Annotated in this window: 27 protein-coding genes; 24 read left to right on the forward strand and 3 right to left on the reverse strand. The window is 65.2% G+C overall.

Annotated elements, in window-relative coordinates:
- The first annotated feature begins 26 nt into the window (after positions 1–26).
- The 14 genes from KNN17_RS10455 to KNN17_RS10520 all read left to right on the forward strand — a co-directional run bounded on the left by KNN17_RS10455 (position 27) and on the right by KNN17_RS10520 (position 12212).
- Positions 27–1247: a molybdopterin molybdotransferase MoeA gene (locus tag KNN17_RS10455; RefSeq protein WP_241708802.1), complete on the forward strand. Its 1221-nt coding sequence runs from the start codon at positions 27–29 to the stop codon at positions 1245–1247.
- Complete coding sequence (gene moaC, locus KNN17_RS10460) at positions 1235–1780, forward strand: cyclic pyranopterin monophosphate synthase MoaC (protein WP_274619698.1); 546 nt, start codon at positions 1235–1237, stop codon at positions 1778–1780. The genes KNN17_RS10455 and moaC overlap by 13 nt, the downstream gene beginning before the upstream one ends.
- Positions 1777–2277, forward strand: a complete 501-nt coding sequence (locus KNN17_RS10465; RefSeq protein WP_241708804.1) for a MogA/MoaB family molybdenum cofactor biosynthesis protein — start codon at positions 1777–1779, stop codon at positions 2275–2277. Before moaC ends, KNN17_RS10465 begins: the two co-directional genes overlap by 4 nt.
- Entirely contained in the window at positions 2267–2722 is a 456-nt protein-coding gene (locus tag KNN17_RS10470) for a molybdenum cofactor biosynthesis protein MoaE (protein WP_241708806.1), read from the forward strand. Before KNN17_RS10465 ends, KNN17_RS10470 begins: the two co-directional genes overlap by 11 nt.
- A gap of 58 nt (positions 2723–2780) precedes the next feature.
- A complete protein-coding gene (gene dapB / locus KNN17_RS10475; protein ID WP_241708807.1) occupies positions 2781–3539 on the forward strand; it encodes a 4-hydroxy-tetrahydrodipicolinate reductase in 759 nt (252 codons plus the stop codon).
- Between the two features lie 4 nt (positions 3540–3543).
- Positions 3544–4032: a hypothetical protein gene (locus KNN17_RS10480; protein ID WP_241708808.1), complete on the forward strand. Its 489-nt coding sequence runs from the start codon at positions 3544–3546 to the stop codon at positions 4030–4032.
- Between the two features lie 60 nt (positions 4033–4092).
- Positions 4093–4500, forward strand: coding sequence for a hypothetical protein (locus KNN17_RS10485; RefSeq protein ID WP_241708809.1), 408 nt, complete (start codon positions 4093–4095; stop codon positions 4498–4500).
- 23 nt (positions 4501–4523) lie between these two features.
- The gene (locus KNN17_RS10490; RefSeq protein WP_241708810.1) at positions 4524–4799 is read left to right on the forward strand and encodes a nitrilase-related carbon-nitrogen hydrolase; all 276 of its coding nucleotides are present in this window, start codon (positions 4524–4526) and stop codon (positions 4797–4799) included.
- 64 nt (positions 4800–4863) lie between these two features.
- Entirely contained in the window at positions 4864–5775 is a 912-nt protein-coding gene (gene dapA, locus KNN17_RS10495; RefSeq protein WP_078105677.1) for a 4-hydroxy-tetrahydrodipicolinate synthase, read from the forward strand.
- Positions 5776–5802: 27 nt separating this feature from the next.
- Positions 5803–7494: a ribonuclease J gene (locus KNN17_RS10500; protein WP_078105676.1), complete on the forward strand. Its 1692-nt coding sequence runs from the start codon at positions 5803–5805 to the stop codon at positions 7492–7494.
- 171 nt (positions 7495–7665) lie between these two features.
- On the forward strand, positions 7666–10515 hold the full coding sequence (locus KNN17_RS10505) for an FtsK/SpoIIIE family DNA translocase (RefSeq protein ID WP_241708813.1): 2850 nt from the start codon (positions 7666–7668) through the stop codon (positions 10513–10515).
- Positions 10516–10524: 9 nt separating this feature from the next.
- Positions 10525–11127 (forward strand): CDP-diacylglycerol--glycerol-3-phosphate 3-phosphatidyltransferase, encoded by a 603-nt coding sequence (gene pgsA, locus KNN17_RS10510; protein ID WP_241708814.1) that lies wholly within the window; start codon positions 10525–10527, stop codon positions 11125–11127.
- Positions 11124–11627 (forward strand): CinA family protein, encoded by a 504-nt coding sequence (locus KNN17_RS10515; protein WP_078105674.1) that lies wholly within the window; start codon positions 11124–11126, stop codon positions 11625–11627. Before pgsA ends, KNN17_RS10515 begins: the two co-directional genes overlap by 4 nt.
- Before the next feature lie 132 nt (positions 11628–11759).
- Positions 11760–12212, forward strand: a complete 453-nt coding sequence (locus tag KNN17_RS10520) for a helix-turn-helix domain-containing protein (protein ID WP_078105673.1) — start codon at positions 11760–11762, stop codon at positions 12210–12212.
- Between the two features lie 179 nt (positions 12213–12391).
- On the opposite strand, the gene KNN17_RS10525 is transcribed toward KNN17_RS10520, so the two are convergent.
- Positions 12392–12889 carry a MarR family winged helix-turn-helix transcriptional regulator gene (locus KNN17_RS10525; RefSeq protein ID WP_241708816.1) on the reverse strand — a complete coding sequence of 166 codons (498 nt, stop codon included), beginning with the start codon at positions 12887–12889 and terminating at the stop codon, positions 12392–12394.
- Between the two features lie 41 nt (positions 12890–12930).
- On the opposite strand from KNN17_RS10525, the gene KNN17_RS10530 reads away from it, so the two are divergent.
- The 7 genes from KNN17_RS10530 to dapF all read left to right on the forward strand — a co-directional run bounded on the left by KNN17_RS10530 (position 12931) and on the right by dapF (position 20073).
- Positions 12931–13170, forward strand: coding sequence for a DUF3046 domain-containing protein (locus KNN17_RS10530; RefSeq protein WP_241708817.1), 240 nt, complete (start codon positions 12931–12933; stop codon positions 13168–13170).
- Between the two features lie 241 nt (positions 13171–13411).
- Positions 13412–14461: a recombinase RecA gene (gene recA / locus KNN17_RS10535; RefSeq protein ID WP_078105671.1), complete on the forward strand. Its 1050-nt coding sequence runs from the start codon at positions 13412–13414 to the stop codon at positions 14459–14461.
- A gap of 109 nt (positions 14462–14570) precedes the next feature.
- Positions 14571–15131, forward strand: a complete 561-nt coding sequence (locus KNN17_RS10540; protein ID WP_372489656.1) for a regulatory protein RecX — start codon at positions 14571–14573, stop codon at positions 15129–15131.
- 128 nt (positions 15132–15259) lie between these two features.
- Positions 15260–16522, forward strand: a complete 1263-nt coding sequence (locus tag KNN17_RS10545; protein WP_241708818.1) for a lytic transglycosylase domain-containing protein — start codon at positions 15260–15262, stop codon at positions 16520–16522.
- Between the two features lie 22 nt (positions 16523–16544).
- Positions 16545–18125, forward strand: coding sequence for a tRNA (N6-isopentenyl adenosine(37)-C2)-methylthiotransferase MiaB (gene miaB, locus KNN17_RS10550; RefSeq protein ID WP_308196792.1), 1581 nt, complete (start codon positions 16545–16547; stop codon positions 18123–18125).
- 6 nt (positions 18126–18131) lie between these two features.
- On the forward strand, positions 18132–19073 hold the full coding sequence (miaA, locus tag KNN17_RS10555) for a tRNA (adenosine(37)-N6)-dimethylallyltransferase MiaA (RefSeq protein ID WP_241708822.1): 942 nt from the start codon (positions 18132–18134) through the stop codon (positions 19071–19073).
- 31 nt (positions 19074–19104) lie between these two features.
- The gene (dapF, locus tag KNN17_RS10560) at positions 19105–20073 is read left to right on the forward strand and encodes a diaminopimelate epimerase (RefSeq protein ID WP_241708823.1); all 969 of its coding nucleotides are present in this window, start codon (positions 19105–19107) and stop codon (positions 20071–20073) included.
- Here dapF and KNN17_RS10565 read toward each other — a convergent pair.
- Positions 20054–20668: a class I SAM-dependent methyltransferase gene (locus KNN17_RS10565; RefSeq protein ID WP_241708824.1), complete on the reverse strand. Its 615-nt coding sequence runs from the start codon at positions 20666–20668 to the stop codon at positions 20054–20056. The two genes, dapF and KNN17_RS10565, sit on opposite strands and share 20 nt — an antisense overlap.
- A 387-nt stretch (positions 20669–21055) precedes the next feature.
- Here KNN17_RS10565 and hflX point away from each other — a divergent pair, with 387 nt between their 5' ends.
- Both hflX and KNN17_RS10575 read left to right on the forward strand, forming a co-directional pair.
- Positions 21056–22618, forward strand: coding sequence for a GTPase HflX (gene hflX / locus KNN17_RS10570; RefSeq protein ID WP_241708825.1), 1563 nt, complete (start codon positions 21056–21058; stop codon positions 22616–22618).
- Complete coding sequence (locus KNN17_RS10575; RefSeq protein WP_241708826.1) at positions 22611–24674, forward strand: ATP-dependent DNA helicase; 2064 nt, start codon at positions 22611–22613, stop codon at positions 24672–24674. The genes hflX and KNN17_RS10575 overlap by 8 nt, the downstream gene beginning before the upstream one ends.
- Positions 24675–24712: 38 nt before the next feature.
- On the opposite strand, the gene lexA is transcribed toward KNN17_RS10575, so the two are convergent.
- Positions 24713–25462 (reverse strand): transcriptional repressor LexA, encoded by a 750-nt coding sequence (lexA, locus tag KNN17_RS10580; RefSeq protein ID WP_078105743.1) that lies wholly within the window; start codon positions 25460–25462, stop codon positions 24713–24715.
- Positions 25463–25820: 358 nt separating this feature from the next.
- Here lexA and KNN17_RS10585 point away from each other — a divergent pair, with 358 nt between their 5' ends.
- Positions 25821–26180: a LysM peptidoglycan-binding domain-containing protein gene (locus tag KNN17_RS10585; RefSeq protein WP_241708827.1), complete on the forward strand. Its 360-nt coding sequence runs from the start codon at positions 25821–25823 to the stop codon at positions 26178–26180.
- Positions 26181–26193: the final 13 nt, after the last annotated feature.

Below are 26193 nucleotides of genomic sequence, written 5' to 3' on the forward strand. Positions count from 1 at the left end.
GCGAAAACAACCCGGGAGGAACACTCGTGGCACGATCCGTCGCAGCCCACCGCCAAGCCGTCCAGGATCTGCTGTCCGGGCTCGCAGGCAACGACCGCGCCGAAGAGCTGCCGCTGATGGGGGCGCTCGGCCGGGTACTGGCCGCCGACGTCGTGGCCCCGCTCAACCTGCCGCCGTTCGCCAACTCCCAGATGGACGGTTTTGCCGTCTGCTCAGCGGATCTGGCACCGCACGCAGGGAGCGACGCCGGTGCGGAACTGACGGTCGTGGATCCCGTGCCTGCCGGCGCGGCACCGGTCCGGCTCATGCCCGGCACCGCAGCCCCGATCATGACCGGCGCCATGATGCCCGAAGGGGCGGACGCCGTCGTGCCCATCGAACAGGCAGTGCCTGATGTCTTTCCCGTCTCCGGTGTCCCATCAACCGTCCGCCTTCCCACCACGGAGCCCGGAACGTTCGTCCGCGACGCCGGGAGCGACATCACCGCCGGAACTGTCGCCTTGCGCGCGGGAACGGCCCTCGGACCCGGGCAATTGGGGCTGCTCGCCGCCCTGGGGATGACCGCCGTCGAGGTCCGCACGCCGGTGCGCGTGCTTCTGGTCACCACCGGCGATGAAGTGGTGGAACCCGGTACGTCCCTGCCGGAAGGCAAGATCTACGATTCCAACGGAACCCTGCTCGAAGCCGCCATGCTGCAGTCCGGCCTCCACGTCACGCGGACGGGAATCAGCGGCGACAATCCCACCGAGCTGCTGGCGCTCCTCCGCGGCCTGGGCGGCACCGTCGATCTCATCGTCAGCACCGGGGGCGTCAGCAAGGGCGCCTACGAAGTGGTCCGGCAGGCCATGATGGACCAGCCGGTCGAATTCGTGTCGGTGGCCATGCAACCCGGCGGCCCCCAAGGGATCGGAACGTTCGACGGCTTGCCCTTCCTGGGATTCCCGGGCAATCCCGTGAGCTGCCTCGTGTCCTTCGAGATGTTCCTTCGCCCTGCGCTCGCCGCCGTCGTCGGCAGTCCCGCATTGCGGCCGAGCCTGCGGGCCCGCCTCGCGGAGTCTTTGACCTCGCCCGCCGGCAAGCACCAGGTCCGCCGGGGCACTCTTCTTCCCGGCGGAACGGTCAGGCTGGAAGGGGGCGCCGGCTCCCACCTCATCCATGCGCTCGCCAACTCGAACGCGCTGGTCCACGTGCCCGCAGCCGTCACGGAACTCGACGCCGGAGCGGAAGTGGAAGTATGGATGTTGTGAATGACACTCCAGAACCCGCCGGCATCGGCGGCGCGCTTACGCATCTGCGCCAGGACGGAACAGCCCAAATGGTCGATGTCTCCGACAAGGCCGTGACCACTCGGGAGGCAACCGCCACAGCCACCGTCCACAGCACGTCCGAGGTACTTGCCCTGCTCGGAGCGGGTGAGCTTCCGAAAGGCGACGCCCTTGCCGTAGCGCGCGTCGCCGGCATCATGGCAGCCAAGAAGACGCCCGAACTCATCCCGCTGTGCCACCCGCTGCCGATTTCCAAGGTCACCGTGGACTTCGAACTCGGCCCGGACGCGGTGGTTGTCCTGGCAACGGTGAAGACCCGGGGCGTCACGGGCGTGGAAATGGAAGCCTTGACTGCGGCATCGGTGGCCGCCTTGAGCGTCTACGACATGATCAAGGCAGTGGACAAGCACGCGGTCATCAGCGGCATCCAAGTGCTGGCCAAGAGCGGCGGAAAGAGCGGCGACTGGGCCGTTCCCGCCTCCTCCAGTGCCCCTGGCGAAGGAGTACGCGCATGAACGCCTGCGAACCGGGCCGCGGCCCGCGGAAGGCCGGCGTCGTCATTGCGTCCAACCGCGCGGCGGCCGGAATCTACGAGGACAAGACCGGCCCGGTGATCCTGGACTGGTTGGTCGAACATGGCTACGAGACCTTTCCGGTCATGGTGGTGCCGGATGGTGAGCCCGTCGGTGCCGCCATCCGCGCCCTGCTGACCCAGGAACCTGCCGTCGTCATTACGAGCGGCGGCACGGGGCTGAGCCCCGACGATCTCACTCCGGAAGTGACGCTGCCTTTGTTGGACCGCGAAATTCCGGGCCTCATGGAAGGCATCCGCCGAGCCGGAGCTGCCAAGACTCCCATGGCAATGCTGAGCCGGGGCCATGCAGGCGCAGCCGGCAAGACGTTCATCGTGAATCTGCCGGGTTCACCGAAAGGCGTGATGGACGGCCTCGCCGTTCTTGATCCCGTCATCGCCCACCTTTGCGATCAGTTGGAGGGAAGCCATGACCACTGAAACCGACTTCGAAATCATCAGCGCGATCCTCAGCGCAGAGCCGATTTCCGTGGACCAGGCCATAGCAGCCGTGGAGTCGGATACCGCGGGAGCGGTAGTGAGCTTCAGCGGTGTGGTCCGGAACCACGACGGCGGCAAGCCCGTCGACAGGCTCAGCTACAGCGCCCACCCCACTGCGCAGCAGGTCATGGCCGACGTCGTCGCGAAGCTCGTGGCGGAACACTCGGGAGAAGCTGCCCGGCCGGTCCGTATCTGGGCAGCACACAGGATCGGCATGCTGGAGATTGGCGAACCCGCGCTGGTCTGCGCCGTTGCCGCAGCACACCGCGGACAAGCCTTCGCCGTGTGCTCGGAGCTTGTGGACAGGATCAAGGCCCACGTGCCTATCTGGAAGGAACAGTTCTTCAGCGACGGCACGGTCGAGTGGGTCGGGGCAGGGGAGTAGCCGAGGGCTTCCCGTCGACTCCACGTTGGAGTGTGCGCGGCCCGGTAGGGTTAAGGGCATGACCGAACAACTTGCTGTCGCCGTGCTGGGCGCCCAGGGGCGCATGGGTATCGAAGCCGTCAAAGCGGTGGAGGCAGCCGCCGACATGAAGCTCGTCGCGGCGCTCGGCCGCGGCGATTCCCTTGATACCCTGCTCGACGCCGGTGCGAAATATATCGTCGACCTCACCGTTCCGGACAGCACCGAAGCGAACGTCCGCTTCGCCGTCGAACACGGCATGCATGCCGTCGTGGGCACCACCGGCTGGGACGCCGCACGGCTCGCGGCCTTGCGCGGCCTGCTTTCCGCGAACCCGGAGTCGGGTGTCCTCATCGCCCCCAACTTCGCGCTCGGATCCGTCCTCGCCTCGGCCTTCGCCGCCACGGCCTCCAAGTATTTCGAATCGGTGGAAATCATCGAGCTGCACCACCCGGACAAGGTGGACGCTCCCTCGGGCACAGCCGTCCGCACGGCCCAGCTCATTGCCGCCGCCCGCGAAGATGCCGGCGTCCCGGCAAGCCCCGACGCCACGAACAGCGCCCTTGCCGGTGCCCGCGGTTGCGAGGTAGACGGAGTCCGGGTCCACAGCGTCCGTTTGCGTGGACTCGTGGCACACCAGGAAGTGCTCCTCGGCGGTCCGGGAGAGCAACTGACCATCCGCCACGATTCCTTCGACCGGGCGGCCTTCATGCCCGGCGTCTTGCTGGGACTGCGCAATGTGGCGTCCCACCCCGGGCTGACCGTCGGCCTGGACGGCTATCTGGACCTGGGGCTGTAGGCGCATGGGCTCGCTCTGGAACGCATTCAAGGAAAACCGCACCAAGATCTGGGTGGGCGCCGTCACCCTGTTGCTGGTTCTCTACCTCGTGGTCACTTTCGAACGCTCGATCCTGCTGCTCGGTGACGCGAACCTGGTTGCCAAGGGAATCGGCGCCGCCTATCTGGTGCTTCCCGTCATTGGAGCGTGGGCGCTGATCCGCGAGCTTGTCTTCGGTGCGCGCACCGAGAAGATGGCCAAGGTGCTCGAAGCCGAGGGCGGGCTGCCGGTGGACAACCTGCCCCGGACACCCGGGGGCCGCATTGTGCGTGCCGCGGCGGACGCCGAGTTTGAGAAGTACCGCGTGGAGGCCGAGGCCGCCCCGGAGGACTGGCGTTCCTGGTTCCGGCTCAGCTGCGCGTATGACGCCGCCGGCGACCGGAAGCGCGCGAGGGAATCGATGCGCGACGCCGTCCGTCTCTTCCGCACCGAGCCCACCGCCGCGGAGCGGTAGCGGCTGGCGGCTCGAAGCAAACGGCTTGTGTTCGAATATATGTTCGAATACCATGGCTGCATGAACGATCCCTCGAAGCGGCCGAACGGCTATCCCCAAGGCCTGGACGGGCCCATGAAGGCGATGAGCCCGGGCGTCGTCGATTTCCTCTTCCGGCAGCTTGTGGCGGGGGAGCCTCCTGAAGACGTGGAGTGGCGTCGCGAGGGAACGGTTCTGGGCGAACAGCAACCGGGTGCCGAACTCGCCCGGCGGCTCGCGGAGACCGACCTTGAATCATTGACCCCCGTCGAATTGTTCGACTATGTGCGGGCTGCCCAGCGGCTCGGGGCGTGGGCGGACCGCTTGCGCGAGTCGGCGGTTGCCCGATATTGCTCACCGGAGACAGCCGCGAAGCCCGGAGGCCAGTATCCGGGCAACTCGGCGACGTTCGGGGGCGGCCGCTCCGGCTGCCAAAGCGGCCCCGCCTAAAGGCGCTGATCTAGGATAGCTGGGTGAATTCCGCCCTGACAGTTGCCGCCATTCAATACGAAGCGCTCGACGGCGGTGTGCCCGCCAACGTGCCGGAACACGCGCGCCTTATCGAGGATGCCCATTCGCGGGGCGGCCGCCTTGTCGTCTTCCCGGAGTTGTCGCTGACAGGCTATGACCTCGAGCTGTACGGCGCCGAGGAAGCCTGGGTGACCCAAGGGGATCCGAGGCCGAGGCGGGAGCGGACCTCTATGCCGTCTCCGCCGTCTACGTATGAGGCCTTGCTCCCATTTCGCTGAATTTGACGACCATCACGCGGGCCCCATTCTCCCAACCCGTGGCCGACAGGGTAACGTTTTTCATATGTCTGACTCTCGTGCGAACGTTCCTGCTCTCGGTACCCTTCTGACCGCCATGGTCACCCCGTTCACCAAGGACGGCGAAGTTGACTACAAGCAGGCAGCTGAATTGGCAGTCAAGCTCGTCGACGACGGCTGCGATGGCCTGGTCGTCACCGGAACAACCGGGGAGACATCAACCCTCACCGACGAGGAAAACCTCGGCATGTTCCGCGCTGTGAAGGAAGCTGTGGGCGGTCGCGCGGCAATCATCGCGGGCACGGGAACCAATGACACCGCGCACTCGGTGCACCTCTCCCAGGAAGCCGCGAAGCTCGGCGTCGACGGACTCCTGATCGTCACCCCGTACTACAACAAGCCAAGCCAAGCCGGGGTCCGGGCGCACTTCGAGACCATTGCGTCCGCAACCGAGCTTCCCGTCATGCTCTACGACATTCCCGGGCGCTCCTCCATCCAGATCGCACCGGAGACCATGATCGGCCTCGCGTCGCACCCCAACATCGTCGCCGTCAAGGATGCCAAAGCCGACTTCGCCGCGGCAACGCGCGTTATGGCAGAAACCGACCTCCTTTTCTACTCGGGCGACGACGGCCTCACCCTCCAGTGGATGGCCATGGGCGCGGTGGGCCTGATTGGCGTTACCACCCATGTCGTCACCCGCCGTTTCCGTGAGCTGATCGACGCCATCAACGCGAACGACCTCGGTACGGCGCGCAAGATCAACTTCGAACTCGAGCCCGTGGTCCGCGCAACCATGACCCGGGTCCAAGGCGCCGTCGCCGCCAAGCAAATTCTTAAATGGCAGGGAGTCCTGCCCAACTCGGTTGTCCGTTTGCCCCTCGTGGAGCCGGACGCCGCCGAGATCGCAATCATCCGCGAGGACTTGGCGGAAGCTGGAATGGACTTCACTGTCTAGGACGATTCCGCCGGAAAGTAGCGCATTATGACCCAAACCGCCCTTCCCGGACTTGTCACCCCGCCCAAACTTCCGCAGGGAACACTTCGGATCGTGCCCCTTGGCGGGCTGGGGGAGATCGGCCGCAACATGGCCGTTTTCGAAATCAACGGCAAGCTGCTGGTGGTTGACTGCGGCGTGCTCTTCCCTGAAGAGACACAGCCGGGTGTTGACCTGATCCTACCGGATTTCTCGTACATCGAGGACAGGCTGGACGACGTAGTCGCCATCGTCCTGACCCACGGCCATGAGGACCACATCGGCGCTGTGCCGTACCTTCTGCGCCTGCGTCCGGACTTGCCGTTGGTCGGTTCCCAGCTGACGCTTGCCCTCGTGGAAGCCAAGCTCCAGGAACACCGGATCAAGCCGTACACGCTCACGGTCACTGAACGTCAGGTGGAGCAGTTCGGCCCCTTCGAATGCGAATTCGTCGCCGTCAACCACTCCATTCCGGATGCCTTGGCCGTCTTCATCCGCACCGCCGGCGGCAACGTGCTGCACACGGGCGACTTCAAAATGGACCAGTTGCCCCTCGACGGCCGCATCACGGACCTGCGCCACTTCGCCCGCCTGGGTGAAGAAGGGGTGGACCTGTTCATGGCCGACTCCACCAACGCGGATGTCCCCGGCTTCACCACGGCGGAAAAGGAGATCGGTCCCACCTTGGACCGGTTGTTCGGCCAGGCCAGGAAGCGGATCATTGTCGCCTCCTTCTCCTCCCACGTGCACCGGGTGCAGCAAGTGCTCGACGCCGCCGCCAAGCATGGCCGCAATGTCGCCTTCGTGGGCCGGTCCATGGTCCGCAACATGGCCATCGCCGCGAAGCTGGGCTACCTTGACGTCCCGCCGGGCATCCTCGTGGACATCAAGAACATCGACAACCTGCCGGACCACCGCGTGGTGCTCATGTCCACGGGCTCCCAGGGCGAACCCATGGCGGCACTGTCCCGGATGGCCAACGGTGACCACCGCGTGGTTGTCGGCCAGGGTGACACCGTCATTCTTGCCTCGAGCCTCATCCCCGGCAACGAAAACGCGGTCTACCGGATCATCAACGGACTGCTCAAGCTGGGCGCCGACGTCGTCCACAAGGGCAACGCCAAAGTGCACGTCTCCGGCCACGCCGCCGCGGGCGAACTGCTCTACTGCTATAACATCCTCAAGCCCCTGAACGCGATGCCTGTGCACGGCGAAACCCGGCACCTCATCGCCAACGGCAACCTGGCGGAGGAATCCGGCGTGCCCTCGGACCGCGTCATCCTCAGCGACAACGGCACGGTCATCGACGTCAGGGACCACAAGGCCAATGTGGTGGGCCAGGTGGAAGTCGGCTTCGTCTACGTGGATGGCTCCAGCGTGGGTGAAATCACCGACGCCGACCTCAAGGACCGCAGGATCCTCGGCGACGAGGGTTTCATCTCCGTTATCACCGTGATCAACCGGACCACCGGCAAGATCGTCTCGGGCCCCGAAATCCACGCCCGCGGCGTGGCCGAGGATGATTCCGTGTTCGATGAGATCATCCCCAAGATCAACGCGGCCCTCGAAGACGCCGTGCTGCACCACGCGGACCATACCAACCACCAGCTCCAGCAAGTGGTCCGCCGGGTGATCGGCACGTGGGTCAACCGCAAGCTTCGCCGCCGCCCCATGATCATCCCGTTGGTTTTGGAAGCTTAACCGGGACGGTGACGCCTCCGAACAGCCCGGTTCAGACGAACCGGGCTGTTCGTGTTTGGAGACCAGCCCGCCGTGAACCCGAGGTCCGCGAATGGTTCACAGGGGCAACATGGTTCCTCCGCGCCCCTGAAATCCGCGGTTTTCCGGACAGCTTGGGGTAGCGTGGCCGATATGGCGACTCGTACTACCTCCGCGCCTAGAGGCAGCTCCAATAGCAAATCCGGCGGCTCGGGCAGCGGCCGGACCCCGGCCAAGACCGGCAGGAGCGGCACAGGCGCGGCCCGCGGCAAGCAAGCCGCCGTCGTCGAACCCCAACAACCGTGGATCCTGCGTGCGCTTGCCGGTGTCTGGCTGGGAATCGGGCACGTGGTGGGTGCCGGCATCCGCCGGATCGGCCATGACGTCAGCGACCTCGATCCGGCCGACCGCCGGGACGGCGCCGCCCTCTTCAACCTCGTGCTCGGTGTCTTCATCGCAACCTTCGCCTGGTGGGGCTTCAAAGGCTGGTTCCCGGACGTTGTCTACAGCATCGTGAACGGAACCTTCGGCTGGGTATCCCTGCTTCTGCCGCTCATGCTTTTCGTCTGTGCCTTCCGGCTCTTCCGGCACCCGTGGGACAGCCGCGGCAACAACCGCGTGGGCATCGGCTTCCTGATCATGACGTTCGCCGGCACAGGCTTGGCCCACATCATCGGCGGCCAACCGACTGTCGCCGATGGATTCGAAGGCCTCCGGCGCGCGGGCGGAATGCTCGGCTTCCTCGCGGCGTCGCCCCTGGCCGCCATCCACCCAGCGGTACCCGTCATGGTCTACGGCGCCCTGGCGTTCGTGTCCCTCCTCATTGTGACGGCCACGCCCTTCGGCGCCATTCCCCGGCGTGTCCGCGGCGCCTACGAGCACCTCATGGGTGTCGACCTGGACGCCGACGCGCATCGCGGCGATTCCCATGACCGCAGCTACCTCTACGAAAACGACGCGGCCGCCGAACCGAAAAAGAAGCGCCGCAGGCGCCTCTTCGGCAAGGACCACGACGGCGACCCCACGCTGGAGGGCTATGTCGGCGACGAGGCCTTCGAACACGCAATCGTCGACGACGATGCCCCGCCCGCCAAGGGCGGACCGTCCGTCCCGCCCGGCGTGCGCAGGCCGACCCAGGCCGAAATCGCGGTCGAGAAGATCAAGGCCGCCCAGGGACTCGGAAGCGCGAAGGCGGTAGCAGACAACGCCACCGAAGCGATCCCCCTGGTTGCTCCGACCGCCGCGGTCCCCCCGGTCATTGTGCCTTCCGCGCCGATCAGTCCGCCGCCGCCCCCGACGCCGATCCCGCAGCGCACCGAACAACTGTCGCTCGCCGGCGACGTCACCTACACGCTGCCGTCCTCGGACAACCTGACGCCAGGCTCCATTCCGAAGGAGCGCACCGAAGCGAACGACGCCGTCGTGGCCGCACTGACGGACACGATGCAGCAGTTCAATGTGGACGCCACTGTCACCGGCTTCAGCCGCGGGCCTACCGTGACCCGCTACGAGATCGAACTTGCTCCCGGCACCAAGGTGGAGCGCGTCACGGCCTTGTCCAAGAACATCTCCTACGCCGTGGCATCGAGCGATGTCCGTATCCTCAGCCCGATCCCCGGCAAGTCGGCCATCGGCATCGAGATCCCCAACACGGACCGCGAAACCGTGTCCCTCGGCGATGTCCTGCGCAGCCAGAACGCTCGGCGGACAGACCACCCCATGGTGATGGGCGTCGGCAAGGACGTCGAGGGTGGCTATGTCGTCGCGAACCTCGCCAAGATGCCGCACTTGCTCGTGGCAGGTGCCACGGGTGCCGGTAAGTCGTCGTTCGTGAACTCCATGATCACGTCCATCCTGATGCGCGCCACACCCGATGAGGTCCGCATGGTCATGGTGGACCCCAAGCGAGTGGAACTGACAGCGTACGAGGGGGTTCCGCACCTCATCACCCCGATCATCACCAACCCCAAGAAAGCCGCCGAGGCGCTTCAGTGGGTTGTTCGTGAAATGGACGCCCGCTACGACGACCTCGCCAACTACGGCTTCAAGCACATCGACGACTTCAACAAGGCCGTCCGTGCCGGCAAGGTTGTGCCACCGGTCGACTCCAAGCGCATCATCAAGCCCTACCCGTACTTGCTGGTGATCGTGGACGAACTCGCCGACCTCATGATGGTGGCCCCGCGCGATGTCGAAGACTCGATTGTCCGGATCACCCAGCTCGCCCGTGCTGCCGGCATCCACTTGGTCCTCGCCACCCAACGTCCGTCCGTTGACGTCGTCACCGGCCTGATCAAGGCGAACGTCCCGTCGCGCATGGCGTTCGCCACGTCCTCCGTCACCGACTCCCGGGTGGTCCTGGACCAGCCCGGCGCGGAAAAGCTCATTGGCCAGGGTGACGCGCTTTTCCTGCCCATGGGCGCCTCGAAGGCGATGCGCGTGCAGGGCGCCTGGGTCACGGAGTCGGAAATCCACCGGGTGGTGGAGCACGTCAAGGGCCAGCTCAAGGCCGTCTACCGTGACGACGTCGCGCCCGAGGCGCAGAAGAAGCAGATCGACGACGACATCGGAGACGATCTCGAGGTCCTGCTGCAGGCCACGGAACTCGTGGTCACCACCCAGTTCGGCTCCACGTCGATGCTGCAGCGCAAGCTCCGGGTCGGCTTCGCCAAGGCCGGCCGCCTCATGGACCTGCTGGAGTCGCGCGGCGTCGTCGGTCCGTCGGAAGGTTCCAAGGCCCGCGATGTCCTGGTCAAGCCCGACGACCTCGCGCCCGTGCTGGCGGCCATGAAGGGGCAGGAGGCTCCTGTGACGCCCGACGCGCACACCGCGGCGCTGAGCGAGAACGCGAACGCGAACATCGCCGTCGGAGGCTACGCCGAAGACCTGGTTGCCGCCGACCTCGAACGCCGCAAGCATGTCACGGAGTACCACGACGGCGCAGACAGCTCCGATGACGAGGACGACGGCGGCGAGGACGCCTGGTCACTGACCGGACGGTAGCCTAGAGGGGTGACTACATCCGAGGGCAGCAAAGCCGGTTCCAGCAGCTCCGATATCTGGAACCTGCCCAACATCCTGACGATGCTCCGGATTGTCCTGGTCCCCTTCTTCGTGTGGTTCCTCCTGGAGGACAACAGCCAGCATGGCGTCTGGCGCTGGGCCGCCGTCGTGGCTTTCGCCGTGGCGATCTATACGGACAAGCTCGACGGCGACATCGCCCGGAGCCGCAACCTCGTCACCAACTTCGGCAAGATCGCGGACCCCATTGCCGACAAGCTGCTGATTGGATCGGCTCTTGTCCTCCTGTCGGCGCTGGGGGAGCTGCCCTGGTGGATCACGATCCTCATCCTCGTGCGCGAGTGGGGAATCACCGCCCTGCGCTTCTTTGTCATCCGCTACGGGGTGATGCCGGCCTCGCGTGGCGGCAAGCTCAAGACAGTCGTCCAGACTGTCGCGATCTTCCTCTACATCCTTCCGCTGAATTCGTTCGCGCCGTGGCTGGTCAGCGTTGCCTTCTGGGTCATGATCGTCGCCCTCGCCATCACGGTGTGGACCGGCGTCGAATACGTGATCGAAGCAGCAAAGCTTCGCGCCGCCGGCAAGCGCGCATGAGCACCACCGCTGATGCGACGGCCGCGTCCGCTGTCGCCCTCGCCATCGAGCGGGGCGTCACCGTGGCTACCGCTGAATCGTTGACGGCGGGCCTGGTCGCAGCCACCCTCGCTGATACTCCCGGTGCGTCGGGCATGCTCCAGGGCGGGGTGGTCGCTTACCAGAATGCGGTCAAGGCCGGAATCCTGGGGGTGTCCGAGGAACTGCTGTCCGCCGTCGGATCCGTCGACGCCGAGGTTGCCGCGGCAATGGCTGCCGGCGCCAGGCAAGCCTGCGGGGCCGACGTCGGGGTCTCCACTACGGGGGTTGCGGGGCCTTTGCCGCACGACGGGAAGCCGGTCGGCACTGTCTTTATTGGCGTCGCGACGTCCGGCGGAGCCGTGGCGCATGCCTACTCCTTTCGAGGAGATCGGCCGGGAATCCGTGCGCAGGCAACCGCGGCTGCACTGGAGCGCTTGGTGGAGTGCCTTGTCCATGTCGACCTACCGCACGTAAAGTAGCCGGGAACAAAAACAGCGGCCCAATAGTTGTTACATTGTGTCGCCTCGGAATGGCCGGGGCGCCTAGGATGTAGAAAACAACCGGTGCACCTTCAAGGTGAACCGGACTCACGAGGGAGCAAGGCGATACAGATGGTTAAGCAGCCCGTATCCGTAAACGGCGTTGTCCGCTGGAAGGATGTGGGCTTGGCCGAGAAGGCACCGAGCGAACAGAAGGAGCGCAAAATGGTTGTACTGCGTCACGAAATTGGTGATGTCCTGCGCGATGTCCGCCAGCGCCAGGGCCGTACGCTCCGCGAAGTCTCGCACAGCGCCCGCGTTTCCCTTGGCTACCTGAGCGAAGTTGAGCGCGGCCAGAAGGAAGCATCCTCAGAGCTGCTGTCCTCGATCTGCTCGGCGCTGGACGTTCCGTTGTCCGGAATGCTCCGCGAGGTCAGCGACCGGGTGGCCGTCGCCGAAGGCGTCGCCGTGCCGGACACCGTCCCGCAGGAATTCGCCCAGCGCTACGGTCGAGATCTCGACCGCGAGCTCAGTGCCGAACTGAACGACGATTTCACGCAGGGCATGCTCTCCGGAGCCCGCTAGGCCGAGCCACCTCCGGTACATGGTTACCGGAGCGGCGATCCGGCACGTTCTTGACCTATTGGTCGGGATCCTCTGCGGTCCAGCGCCGGCAAATACTTGAAGTAGAGAAGGAGGACCTCCGTTGGAGGTCCTCCTTCTCTGGTCAATCCGGCTTCGTTGGTCCCTGCGGCTTGGTGCGGTCAGTCCTTGCCGATTCCTTCGCCGTACGCAGCATTGAGCCGTTCAATGTAGTCCGCCAGAGTCTGGATTTCTTCCAGCGGCCACTCGCCCAGCCGTTCCCGGAAGACCTGCCGGCGCGCGTCCTGCACCTGATGCATCTTTTCTTCGCCCTTGGGGGTGAGCCGGATCGACTGTGCGCGGCCGTCCTGGGGGTCGGCCTCTTTGTAGACCATGCCGATGCTCTCAAGGAACGCGATCTGGCGGCTTACCGACGGCTTTCCGACGCCGATGCATGAGGCGAGCTCCGTCAGGCGAATGGGGCCCTCTTTCCGAATGATCGTCAGCAGTCCGTAAGCGGCTGGCTCCATGTCGGGATGGACCTGGCGTGATAACTGGTGGGAAAGCGATCGTGCGCGGCGCCAGAACATGCTCAGCTGGTGTTCCACCTGCTGGAGGGCGGCGTCGACGTTGTCGCCGGACTCCACCATCTCTGGTGCGTCCTCGGGAGTGTTGCTCATGACAACCATTCTAGAGTCCGCTCCCATGAGAGACTCTATTGGTGCGGATCAGTGACTTCTGGCGGCTAATGGACGATGAATTCGGGGCTGGCTACTCCCGGGTCCTCAGCAGCTCCCTTGTATTGGCCGGCGTCGGCGGCCGTACGGCAGACGACGCCTTGGCAGCGGGCTACAGCCCCCGCGACGTCTGGCTTGCCCTGTGCGACGTCCAGGACGTTCCCCCGGAGCGACGGCTCGGCAGGGACGTCAAGCCCGCCGACAAAAGTTCCCGGACGTTCTGAGTTCCGCTTCCTGACCGGACACGCCCGCACATTTGTTCGAATATCTGTTCGGATGAGGCTATGCTCCTATCAGAGGAAAATTGGTCCTGGCGGAGCGGTTTCCGTGTCATTCGAAGCCCGTAGTTGTCCACATAGACGAAGTCGCACGCAAAATTGTCAGCGGCTCGTACTAGCGTCGGATGAGACAGGAAAGCGGCCGTTCAGGCCAGTCCACAGCGAGAAAGCATCAGAGGTGTGAACCATGGCGGCAAACCAGGATCGTGAGAAGGCGCTCGAGGCAGCGCTTGCCCAGATCGACAAGCAATTCGGCAAGGGCTCCATCATGCGCTTGGGCGACGATATCCGTGCGCCCATCGAAGTCATTCCCACCGGTTCCATCGCCCTGGACGTCGCCCTCGGGATTGGCGGCCTGCCGCGCGGGCGCATCGTGGAGATCTACGGCCCGGAATCCTCGGGTAAGACCACCGTCGCGCTTCACGCCGTAGCCAATGCCCAGCGCCAGGGCGGCATCGCTGCCTTCATCGACGCCGAGCACGCCCTCGATCCCGAGTACGCGGCAAAGCTGGGTGTCGACACCGACGCGCTGCTGGTTTCGCAGCCGGACACAGGCGAGCAGGCGTTGGAAATCATGGACATGCTGATCGGCTCCGGCTCCTTGGATATCGTCGTGATTGACTCCGTGGCTGCGTTGGTTCCCCGTGCTGAAATCGAAGGCGAAATGGGTGACTCCCACGTCGGCCTCCAGGCCCGCCTCATGAGCCAGGCCCTGCGCAAGATCACCGGCCGGCTGAGCCAGACCAAGACCACCGCCATCTTCATCAACCAGCTCCGTGAGAAGATCGGCGTTTTCTTCGGTTCGCCTGAGACCACCACCGGTGGTAAAGCACTGAAGTTCTACGCTTCCATCCGCATTGACGTGCGCCGCATCCAGACGTTGAAGGAAGGTGCGGACTCGGTAGGCAACCGCACCAAGGCCAAGATCGTCAAGAACAAGATGGCGCCGCCGTTCAAGATCGCCGAATTCGACATCATCTACGGCCAGGGCATTTCCCGTGAGGGCGGCATCATCGATATGGGCGTCGAGCACGGCATCATCAAGAAGTCCGGTTCATGGTTCACCTACGACGGTGACCAGCTGGGGCAGGGCATGGAGAACTCCCGCCGCTTCCTGCGTGACAACCCGGAGCTGGCAGCGGACCTTGAGCGGCTGATCAAGGAAAAGCTTGGCGTCGGAGTAGTCAAGCCTGCCGAAGCCGACAAATCGCCGAAGCTGAAGGCCGTTGACGGCTAAGCGCGGCGGCCACTCCCGGTCCTCGGGTTCTTTTGGTTCTTCGGGTTCCAAGCCGACGTCGGAATCCGGACGGGGCGCCCGGTCCTGGGGTCCCTCTGCGGATTCGTCCGTGGCCGCGGACCCTGAGGCCAATCCGGAATCAGTGGCGCGGGCCATTGTGCTCCGACAACTGACCAACTCGCCCAAGAGCAGGCTTCAGCTGGCACGCAAGCTGGCTGAGCGGAACGTGCCGGAAGATGTGGCCGAAGCCGTCTTGGACCGCTTCGAGGAAGTCCGGCTCATCGACGACGCCGAGTTCGCGGAGATGTGGGTCCGAAGCCGCTCCCAGTCGAGGAAACTCGCCCGGGGTGCCTTGAGACGCGAATTGGCGGACAAAGGCATCGACGCTGAAACGGCGGAGAAGGCCCTCGCGCAAGTGAGCGATGACGACGAAACAAACGCTGCAAGGGACTTGGTCGCCCGCCGTTTGCGGGCCGGCGCCGACCTCTCCGACAGGACCGAACGAGACAAGCAGACCCGGCGGCTCGCGTCGATGCTTGCCCGCAAGGGCTACCAGCCATCGGCGGCATTCCGGATTGTCGGCGAAGTCCTGGACGAAACCTTGGCGGGCGAGTCGGAGTCCCGCAAGGCCGGCGCATACGGCGGTCCTGGAGGAGACGACATCGGCTAGACGGGGCGGCCGGGAAACTGAGAGCTGCCTGTGAGTATTGTCCCGTGCGGCGGGGTTGGTCGGGTTCTTGGTGGTGGTCGGCTAAGGTTCTGGACTAGTGTTCCGAGTCGGAAAGCAGGTCAGATCCAATGAATCCGTTGTCGTTACGGCTTTCGGCAATCATTGTGCCCTTGCTTGTCGCGTCGCTTCTCCAAGCCGGCCCGGCTTCGGCGGACGACGATGCCCCGCCGTCGGGCTATCCCAGTTGGGCAGAAGTGCAACAGGCCCAAGGAAATGAAGCAGCCGCAAGCGCCGAAGTGGACCGGATCAACCAGTTGTTGGCCGGCCTTCAGCAGAAGTCAGGCGAGCTTGGCGCAGCCGCCATCAAAGCGGGAACCGAGTACGCGAAGGCCCATGACGCCCTGCAGCGCCAGCAAGCTGTGACCCAGAAACTGGCTGAGGCATCGCAGCAGGCCAAGGCAAAAGCGGATTCGCTGAAGAAGGCCACGTCGTCCCTGGTCGTCAAGGCATACGAGTCCGGCGGGTTCGATCCCGGGCCCTGGTCCGTCGCGAATGCCGCCATCGCGCCTGACAACATTCAAAGTTATGCCTTGCTGAACAGGGTTCTCGATCGCACGTCGAAGCTGCACGATGACGCCCTCAGCGCGTCCCGGGCGTCAGCCGCCGCAACCGCCCAGGAACAAGCTGCGCGCGATGTCCTGGCCCAACTGGACAGTGACGCTGCGGCAAAGGCCCAAGCCGCAGAGTCTGCCAGGCGCGCGGCCGAGGACAGCGTCGCCGCCACGGACGGCCAGCGGAAGACCATGGTCGCCCAGCTCGCGTCCTTGACTTCTACCTCGGCCGCAGTGGCACAGAAGTACCAGGAAGGCCAAGTAGCGCTTGCCGCCTATCAGGCGGCCCAGGAAGCCAAGCGGGAGGCGGCGCAGCGCCAAGCGGAAGCCGACGCCCAGGCAGCGGCCAACCAGCGGGCGCAGCAGGCAGCTGCAGCCGCCAGCAACCAGCAAGCCGCACCGCCGCCCGTCAGCAGCGGAGGAGGCGGCGGCTTCGGTGGTGGCGGAGGTGGTGGCGGGGGAAGCGTCGTCGACGACCCCGCAGGTGCGCGGCAATATGCGTCGTCCCGCCTCGGCGCCTTCGGCTGGGGGCAGGACCAAATGCAGTGTCTGTCACTGCTGTGGAACCAGGAATCAAGCTGGATGACGGATGCCACGAATCCCAGCAGCGGGGCCTACGGTGTTGCGCAGGCGCTCCCGCCGGACAAGTACTATTCCGCGGGCAGCGACTGGCTCAGCAACTACCGGACCCAGATCGATTGGGGCCTTGGCTATATCCGTGACCGTTACGGTTCCCCTTGCAACGCCTGGCAGCATGAGATGGGCTTCAACTGGTACTAGTCAGAGGGGCTACCCTAGATTGGTGAGTTCCCCTTCCGCAGCACCAGCACCAGCCACCCTTCAGCAGCCCACACCGGCCCCGGTCAGCGATACGGCACCAGACCATGGGGCGAAGCGCACCTACCAGGTCCGCACCTTCGGTTGCCAAATGAACGTCCATGACTCCGAGCGCATGGCAGGGCTCCTGGAGGACGCAGGATACGTGCCGTTCGATGGCGGCGTCGCCGACGTCGTGGTCTTCAATACCTGCGCCGTGCGTGAGAACGCCGACAACAAGCTGTACGGCAACCTCGGGGAACTCAAGCAAGTCAAGGCAGCCCATCTGGGAATGCAGATCGCCGTGGGCGGATGCCTGGCGCAAAAGGACCGCGAAACCATCGTGCGCAAGGCGCCATGGGTGGATGCGGTGTTCGGCACCCACAACGTGGGGGCGCTGCCCGCGCTGCTGGACCGGGCCCGCCACAACAATGAGGCGCAGCTCGAAATCCTGGAATCGCTGGACGTGTTCCCGTCCACCCTGCCGACCAAGCGCGACTCCGTGTACTCGGGCTGGGTTTCCATCTCCGTCGGTTGCAACAACACCTGCACCTTCTGCATCGTGCCGTCGCTCCGCGGCAAGGAGAAGGACCGCCGTCCCGGAGAGATCCTCGCCGAAATCCAGGCGCTGGTGGACGATGGCGCCGTCGAAGTCACCCTGCTCGGCCAGAACGTGAATTCCTACGGCGTGGAGTTCGGGGACCGCCTGGCGTTCTCCAAGCTGCTCCGCGCCTGCGGTGACATCCCCGGTCTCGAGCGTGTCCGCTTCACCAGCCCGCACCCGGCTGCATTCACCGACGACGTCATCGACGCGATGGCCGAGACGGCCAATGTCATGCCGCAGTTGCACATGCCCCTCCAGTCCGGCTCGGACAAGGTACTCAAGGACATGCGCCGCTCGTACCGTTCCACGAAGTTCCTGGGCATCCTGGACAAAGTCCGCGACAGGATTCCCCACGCCGCGATCACCACCGATATCATCGTGGGTTTCCCCGGCGAGACGGAAGAGGACTTCCAAGCAACGCTCGACGTCGTCGAGAAGTCGCGCTTCGCCTCGGCGTTCACCTTCCAGTACTCCAAGCGCCCGGGCACCCCGGCAGCGGACCTTCCGGAACAGCTGCCCAAAGCGGTCGTCCAGGAACGCTACGAGCGGCTGACCGCCCTCCAGGACCGCATCGCGGCCGAGGAGAACGCGAAACAGCTTGGACGCCGGGTTGAACTGCTTGTCACCGCCCAGTCCGGCCGCAAGGCAGAAGAAACGCATCGCCTGTCCGGTCGTTCCCAGGACCAGCGTTTGGTCCACTTCTCCGTGCCCGAAGGCGCAGAGGCCCCGCGGCCCGGCGACTTCGTCACCGTGACGATCACCGAGGCCGCTGCCTTCCACCTCGTCTCCGATCCGGCGACGACGGCGGACTACAGCCTGCGGCGCTCCCGGGCCGGTGACGCGTGGGACCGCTCCCAGGCCGATTCCTGCGGCGCTCCGGCACCGAGTGGCGCAGGCGCCGCGTCCGGCGGCCTCAAAGCCGTCTCCCTCGGTATGCCGTCGCTCCCCGTACGACGCGGCTAGCCCGGCATGGCAGCAGTACCGGCCGGATCAGCTGATCCGCATCCGCCCGTGATCGCCGTCGTCGGCCCCACTGGTTCCGGCAAATCCGATCTCGCCGTCAACCTCGCCCTCGCGATGGACGGCGAGGTCATCAACGCCGATGCCATGCAGTTCTACCGTGGCATGGACATCGGCACGGCCAAGATCAGCGTCGCCGAACGCAGGGGAGTGACCCACCACCTCCTGGACACCATGGATGTCACCGAAGAAGCCAGCGTCTCGGCTTTCCAAACCGACTGCCGGGCCGCCATCCGTGATATCCAAAGCCGCGGCAAGCGGGCCATCCTGGTGGGCGGCTCCGGCCTCTACGTCCGGGCGGCGTTGGATGTCCTGGAATTTCCCGGGACGGACCCTGGTGTACGGCAACGGCTGGAGCTGGAGCACGAAACCTCCGGTCTTGCAGGCCTCCAGGAACGGCTGCAACTTGTCGACCCAGTTTCCGCGGGACGGCTCGGCGACGCGCGCCGGATCATCCGCGCGCTGGAAGTCTTCGAGCTCACCGAGCGCCCGTTCAGCTCCTTCATGCCGCAGCGCGAGTACTTCCAGCCGGCCGTGCAGATAGGGCTCGACGTCGACCGGCCAGTGCTGCGCGAGCGTTTGGCCGAGCGCGTGCTGAGGATGGTGGACGCTGGACTCCTTGAAGAGGTCGCGCGGCTCGACGCCGCCGGACTGCGACAAGGCAAGACGGCATCGCGGGCGCTCGGATACGCCCAGTTCCTGAAGGTCCTCGACGGCGAATCCGATACGGCGGCAGCGGCCGAAGAAACCAACGTGGCCACCCGGCAATTCGCCCGGCGCCAGCTCACCTGGTTCCGGGCCGACCCCCGGATCCACTGGCTTGGCTGGCAGGATCCGGATTTGGAGGCCAAAGCGACAGAAATCTGCGCAAGCCACGTGTCAGTGATTTAGGCGGGCCCCCTCGGGCAGGTAGCCTTGAGCCATGGATGAAACCCTTGCATTTTCCGCCCCGCAGCCTGCCGCTGCCGGCGGTTCGGTACCCGCCTCCGGACTTCACGGACTGGCCTTCTCCAAGGGACACGGTACGGGCAACGACTTCGTCCTCGTCGCAGACCCCGATGACGCGCACCAGATCTCACCGGAGCAAGTCGCGGCGCTCTGTGACCGCCACCTGGGCATCGGAGGGGACGGGCTCATCCGGGCTGTCCCTTCACGGTACCTGCCCGAAGGCCTCCAGCTCCTCGAAGCGGACTCCGATGCCGAGTGGTTCATGGACTACCGCAATGGAGACGGTTCGCTGTCCGAAATGTGCGGCAACGGCGTCCGGGTGTTCGTCGAATTCCTCATCGAGCAGGGCCTTGTCACGCTCAACGCCGGTGAATCCCTGACCATCGGGACGCGCGGCGGCATCAAGAAGATTGTCCGGACCACTGAGGGCTATGCGGTGGACATGGGCCCGTGGGAATTCATTTTCCCCAAGGACGCCACGAGCAAGGCCATGGACTCCCTCGTCAGCGCCGACGGACTGGAAGTCGCCCGGCCCGCCCTTTCCATCAGCATGGGCAACCCGCACACCGTGGTGGCATTGGCCGAACTCTCGGAGCTCAAATCCACGCAGCTCTTCAAGGCGCCTGTCGTGGATCCCAAGCCGGCCAACGGCACCAATGTCGAATTCGTGGTTCCCGCGGAGCCCCTCGTTCACGAAGGAGTCGGCAACATCACCATGCGGGTCCACGAACGCGGCGTGGGTGAGACCCAATCGTGCGGCACCGGCGCCTGCGCGGCCGCCGTCGCCATCCGCCACTGGGCAGGGGAAGGCGCCCCGGACACGTGGCGCGTCAAGGTGCCGGGCGGCGTCGTCGGGGTGCGGTTCTTCCCGGGCGAAAGCGGCCGTGAACATGTGGAGCTGAGCGGGCCCGCCGTGATTGTCGCTAGCGGGACGCTTTCCTGATCCGCAGGACGCGGAAGGATTTCGAGGTGCTTTCCCGGGATACCGAGAAGGAACCGTCGAGCGTATCGGCCAGCCAGCGCTGAAGCGAGTCCGCCCCGAGGTTTTTCTGCACCACAAGCCAGGCGGTTCCACCCGGCGCGAGCCGTGGCAGCCACGTGAGCAGCAGCTCGTGGAGTCCATCCTTGCCGATGCGGATGGGCGGGTTGGACCAGATGGTGTCGAACATCACGTCAGGGTCGACGTCGTCGGGCAGGCTCGCGGTGACATTCCCAAGTTCCAGCAGGGCGGCGTTCTCGTTCGTCAAGGTGACGCAGCGCTCGTTGACATCAACGGCGTAGACGCGCGCATGCGGCGCCATGAGCCCCATCGTCAGGGCAATGGGACCCCAGCCGCAGCCGATGTCCAGCAGATTTCCCTGCGGGGCGGGCGCCGGAACCTCGGAGAGCAGGATCGCAGTTCCCTTGTCGATCCCGTCGGGGCTGAAAATGCCGCCCGATGTCTGGAGCCGGCGGGTCGCGCCGGCCAGTTCCACCGTGAGGGGCTTGCGGGTGAACGGCCCCGCGGGCTGTGCGCTGAAATAGTGAGCAGACTCCATAGCTTGCCAGATTAGTGGCCAGCAGCGGGCAAGGGAAACCGCGCGTCGCCCCGGGCCGGCCCAACCCGTGCTTGACGCGGTCTGATAGTCTGGTGCGCATGTTCCTGATCTTTGAGTAGCCGGCACCGCCCGCGACGCAGGCCTGCACCATGTGCGGCGCCATTCCGCCTTGGCATGTCCATTCCAGACGCTGTTCTTGACGCCTGGATACTCAGCAGATCGGCCCCCTTCCGCCCTTGGGAACTGTGCACGCACTCCGCGCAGCCCCTCCGGAGGGATACCCGGACCATCGGCAGGGGCTTGCCAGGCATCAGCCCTGCGCGAATTCCGCGCCATAAGAGACGAATCGGCACTATTCTGGAAATGCCGAACCCCCTAAAGGAGACCATGACCACGCAGAAGAACACCGGACCCGATTCCGACGCCCAGGACATGAGTCCTGAAGAAATCCAGGCTGTCATCGACCGGATTCTCTCCAAGGACGCACCCGCCATGGTGCAGGACCGCGACGAACCCCGGGGCGTGTTTGGCAAGGCCCAGGCGATTTCCCGCCTGGACGATGAACACAGCATCTACGACGGCGACCAAGAGGACCTGGCCGAGCGCCGGGCCTTGCGCCGCACCGCGGGCCTGTCCACGGAACTGGAAGATGTCACCGAGGTCGAATACCGGCAGCTGCGCCTTGAGCGAGTCGTGCTGGCAGGCCTCTGGACCGAAGGCACCCTGGCCGACGCCGAGAATTCGCTCAGGGAACTTGCCGCTTTGGCCGAAACGGCCGGCTCGGAAGTCTTGGACGGCATCGTCCAGCGCCGCATGAAGCCGGACCCCGGCACGTTCCTTGGCTCAGGCAAAGCCTTGGAGCTCAAGGACATCGTGATGTCCACCGGCGCGGACACCGTAGTGGTCGACGCCGAACTGGCACCGTCCCAGCGGCGCGGCCTTGAGGACATCGTCAAGGTCAAGGTTGTGGACCGCACCACGTTGATCCTCGACATCTTCGCGCAGCATGCCAAGAGCCGCGAGGGCAAGGCCCAGGTGGAGCTGGCCCAGCTGGAATACCTGTTGCCGCGCCTGCGTGGTTGGGGCGATTCCATGTCCCGCCAGGCCGGTGGCCAGGTGGGCGGCGCCGGCGCCGGCATGGGTTCGCGTGGTCCTGGTGAAACCAAGATTGAGCTGGACCGCCGTCGAATCCGCACACGCATGGCCAAGCTTCGCCGTGAAATCGCGGCGATGAAGCCCTCGCGCGAGACCAAGCGGGCCAACCGCCGTCGTAACGCCGTTCCTTCGGTCGCCATCGCCGGTTACACGAACGCCGGAAAGTCGTCGCTGCTCAATCGCCTGACGGACGCCGGTGTCCTCGTGGAGAACGCGTTGTTCGCCACCTTGGATCCCACGGTCCGCAAAGCCCAGACACCTGACGGGATCGGCTACACGCTCTCGGACACCGTCGGCTTTGTGCGTTCGTTGCCCACCCAGCTCGTGGAGGCTTTCCGTTCCACGCTGGAAGAGGTGGCCGACGCCGATCTGATCCTCCACGTGGTGGACGTTTCGCATCCCGATCCGGAAGGCCAGATCGCCGCCGTCCGCACGGTGTTCAGCGAAGTGGATGCCCGGAAGATCCCGGAAATCATTGTCCTGAACAAGGCGGACGCCGCGGATCCGTTCGTCATTGAGCGGCTCAAGCAGAAAGAGCCACGCCACGTCGTCGTGTCCACGCGCACAGGGCAGGGCATTGCGGAGCTCCTTGGAGCCATCAGCGAGGCCATTCCGCGCCCCGGAGTGCGCCTTGAGGTCCTGATTCCGTACAACCGCGGCGAGCTCATCAACAAGCTGCACAACACCGACGCCGAAATCCTCAGCCTCGAGCATGAGGAGGAAGGCACCCGCGTGGTGGCCATGGTCCATGAGAACCTCGCCGCCGAGTTGGAGTCGTTCGTCCGCAATGGTTGATCCAGAGGCGGGGGAGCGCGGCGAAACCGTGGGGGAGCGGATCGCCCTCGAACTCCTGGACAAAGCCGTGGCCGGCATGGGCGGGCAAAACCGCACGGGCCAGCACCAGATGGCCAGGCAGGTGGCGCGGGCGATCGAGACCGGCGAACATCTCCTGGTCCAGGCGGGCACGGGCACGGGCAAGTCCCTCGCGTACCTGATTCCGCTCATTGCGCACGCGATGGAAAGCAACAAGCCCACGCTGGTGTCCACGGCTACCCTTGCCCTGCAGACGCAGATCGTGGGCCGGGACCTGCCCCGCCTCCTGGAAACCATCAATCCGGAGCTGGAACGTCCGGTCAGCATCGCCCTGGTCAAGGGCCGGGCCAACTATGTGTGCCGGCACAAGCTGGAGGGCGGTTTCCCGAGCGAGGAGCCCGCCGAGGGGCAGTTGTTCTCCCTCGGCGAGGACACCAGCGTCCCGCATCTCGCCGCAGCCATCGGCGGCCCGGCCTCGCAGCTCGGCAAGGAAGTCCTGCGGCTGCGCGAGTGGGCCGGGAAGACCACCACAGGGGACCGCGACGAACTCATGCCGGGTGTGACAGACCGGGCCTGGCGCCAAGTATCGGTCACGTCGATGGAATGCCTCGGCGCGCAGAAGTGTCCGATGGCGGAGGAGTGCTTCAGTGAGTTGTCCCGCCACCGTGCCGCGGAGTCCGACGTCGTGGTCACCAACCATGCGATGCTCGCCGTCAGCGCCTTCGAAGGCCTGGCCGTGCTGCCCGAGTACGACGTCGTAGTGGTCGACGAGGCCCACGAGCTCCAGGACCGGGTGACGGGAGCCGTGTCCGGACAGCTGTCGGTGGCGATGATCCATGCCGCGGCCTCGAGCGCCCGCAAACATACAGCCATCACCGTGGACGCGCTGAACGCCGCAGCCGACCGCCTGGAACTCGCGATCATCGGTGCGCCGTCCGGCCTCCTGCCCAACGGACTCAATGATGAACAGCTGGATTGCGTGGACCAGCTCCGGGAAGCGTGCCGTGCGGCGCTTTCCGATTCGAAGGGGGATTCGTCCAACGCGGTCGACGGCGGACGCCAGCTCGCGCGCTCACGGCTCATGCTGATCCTTGAGTTGTGCGAACGGCTGCTCTCCGCCCGGGAAAACCGGGAAGTCGTGTGGTTGTCCCGGAACAGCACCTTCGATCCGCAGCAGGGCTACACGGCACCCGACGAGGATTCGCCGGCGCTCATCAACATCGCGCCGCTCAGCGTTGCCGGACGCCTCCGGGAAGGTCTCTTCGCAGGCCACACCGTGGTCTTGACCTCTGCCACCTTGGCCATTGGCTCTGCCTTCGAGGCCACCGCCGGCGGGCTTGGCCTGACTGGCCAAGGCGCCCCGAGCTGGACCGGCGTGGATGTCGGCTCGCCGTTCGACTATCCGAAGCAGGGCATGCTGTACGTCGCCAAGCACCTGCCCAAGCCTGGGCGCGGCACTTCGCCCGAGGCGCTCGACGAACTTGAAGAGCTCATCAAAGCCTCCCACGGCGGAGCCTTGTGCCTCTTTTCGTCCCGCCGTGCGGCGGAGGACGCCGCGGACGCGATGCGGTCGCGCCTGGACGTGGACATCCTGTGCCAAGGCGAATCGACCATGGCCGCGTTGGTCAGGCAGTTTGCCGAGGAAGAGGACACGTGCCTGTTCGGCACCATGTCCCTCTGGCAGGGCGTCGACGTTCCTGGCGGTTCCTGCCGGCTGGTCGTCATCGACCGGATCCCGTTCCCTCGTCCGGACGATCCCCTGATGACGGCACGATCCCGCGCGGTCGCGCAGGCCGGGGGCAACGGTTTCATGGCAGTGTCCGCGACGCACGCGGCCATCCGGCTGGCCCAGGGAGCAGGCCGCCTCATCCGCTCAACGGGGGACAAAGGCGTGGTGGCAGTACTGGATTCACGGCTTTCGACGGAACGCTACGGCAACTTCCTCCGGGCAGCTTTGCCGCCCTTCTGGCCCACGACGGACCGTTCAGTGGTGCGCGGTGCGCTCGAGCGGCTTTACGCCGAGTCGGCCAAGGCTTAAAGCGGGCGCGTCCGGGCTCGGGCACGTCTGGGCGCGTCCTAGAGTGAGCGCAGGACCGAGACGACCTTGCCCATGATGGTGGCATGGTCACCCAGGATAGGCTCGTATTGCGTGTTCTGGGGGAGCAGCCATGTGTGGCCGTCGCGCTGACGGAAGGTCTTGACGGTGGCTTCGTCGTCCAGGAGCGCGGCCACGATGTCGCCGTTGAGTGCGTCGTTCTGCCGCCGTACCACCACCCAGTCGCCATCGCAGATAGCGGCGTCGATCATGGAATCACCGGCGACCTTCAGCATGAAGAGCTCGCCATGGCCAACCAACTGGCGGGGCAGCGGGAGGACATCTTCAACGGTCTGGTCGGCCAGGATGGGTCCACCGGCAGCAATGCGCCCCACGAGGGGAACCATGGCCGTGTCGCTGGCACTCGCGAGCTCCGTGACGGCCAGGCCGCCCGCGCTCCGGAGTTTCGCCGGAGCCTCGACGCCGGGAATGACCGAGCCGCCGTCCAAGGTCAATGGCATGAGGACTTCCATCGCCCGCGGACGCTTGGGATCGCGGCGGAGATAGCCGAGCTTCTCAAGTTGTGACAACTGGTGCGTGACACTGGACAGGCTGGCCAAGCCAACCGTGTCCCCGATTTCGCGCATCGACGGCGGATAGCCATGATCGTTCACTGAACGCTGGATGGTCTCCAGGATTTTCTTCTGGCGGACGGTCAGGCTCTTGGGGGCCTTCTGTGGCTGCTGGCTCCGCGATGAGGCCGACCCGCTGCCAGTGGCTTTCGCTGCCATGTTCGCCAACGCCCTTCCGTTCCGCCCGTCCGCCGCTGAGGCGCTTGCCGGGACTGTCGGCCTGAAATGTCAGACCCTCCTGTTGCACTGATTCAGTGCTCGTTCCTTCACTCAAACGTAGGGCAGGCACAGGCGTTTATCAAACATTTGTTCTAGCGAGTCTCGACATCGTTCGTTGATAAGTGCTAAAAATGTCATAGCAAGGTTCGAATATGTGTTCTATAAAAGTGCTGCGGGATCCGGGTGTTCGTTCGAAGACATGGACGAACAATCGCCTCGCAAGCACTGACTGAAGGCAAGAATTGGCAGCCGCACCCAGAGATTCCGGAATGCGGCATTGTTCAGAAGGGCTCAGCTCATGTCCGCAATCACCATCACCCACACCCCAGGCCGCAGTGCGGCGCCGGGCAGGCTTCACCTGACACGCCGGGGCCGTATGGTCTTCTTCGGCCTCCCGGCAATGCTCGTGGTTGCAGCGCTGCTCAGCCTGGCGGGATTCCTGAATTCACCGGCCAAGGCTGCTGACTCCGCCGCCGAGCTACAGCCCACGTCCAGCACGAGTGTCACGGTTCAAATGGGCGAATCGTTGTGGGGGATTGCAGGGAAGGCGGCGCCTTCCCGGGATCCTCGCGATGTCGTAGCCGAGATTATCCAGCTGAACAACCTGCAGGACGGACGCATCGTACCGGGCCAGCAACTGTTCATTCCTGCCACCTGAGGGCACTTTCGTC

This window comes from Arthrobacter bambusae (assembly GCF_022606295.1).
Lineage (GTDB): Bacteria > Actinomycetota > Actinomycetes > Actinomycetales > Micrococcaceae > Arthrobacter > Arthrobacter bambusae_A.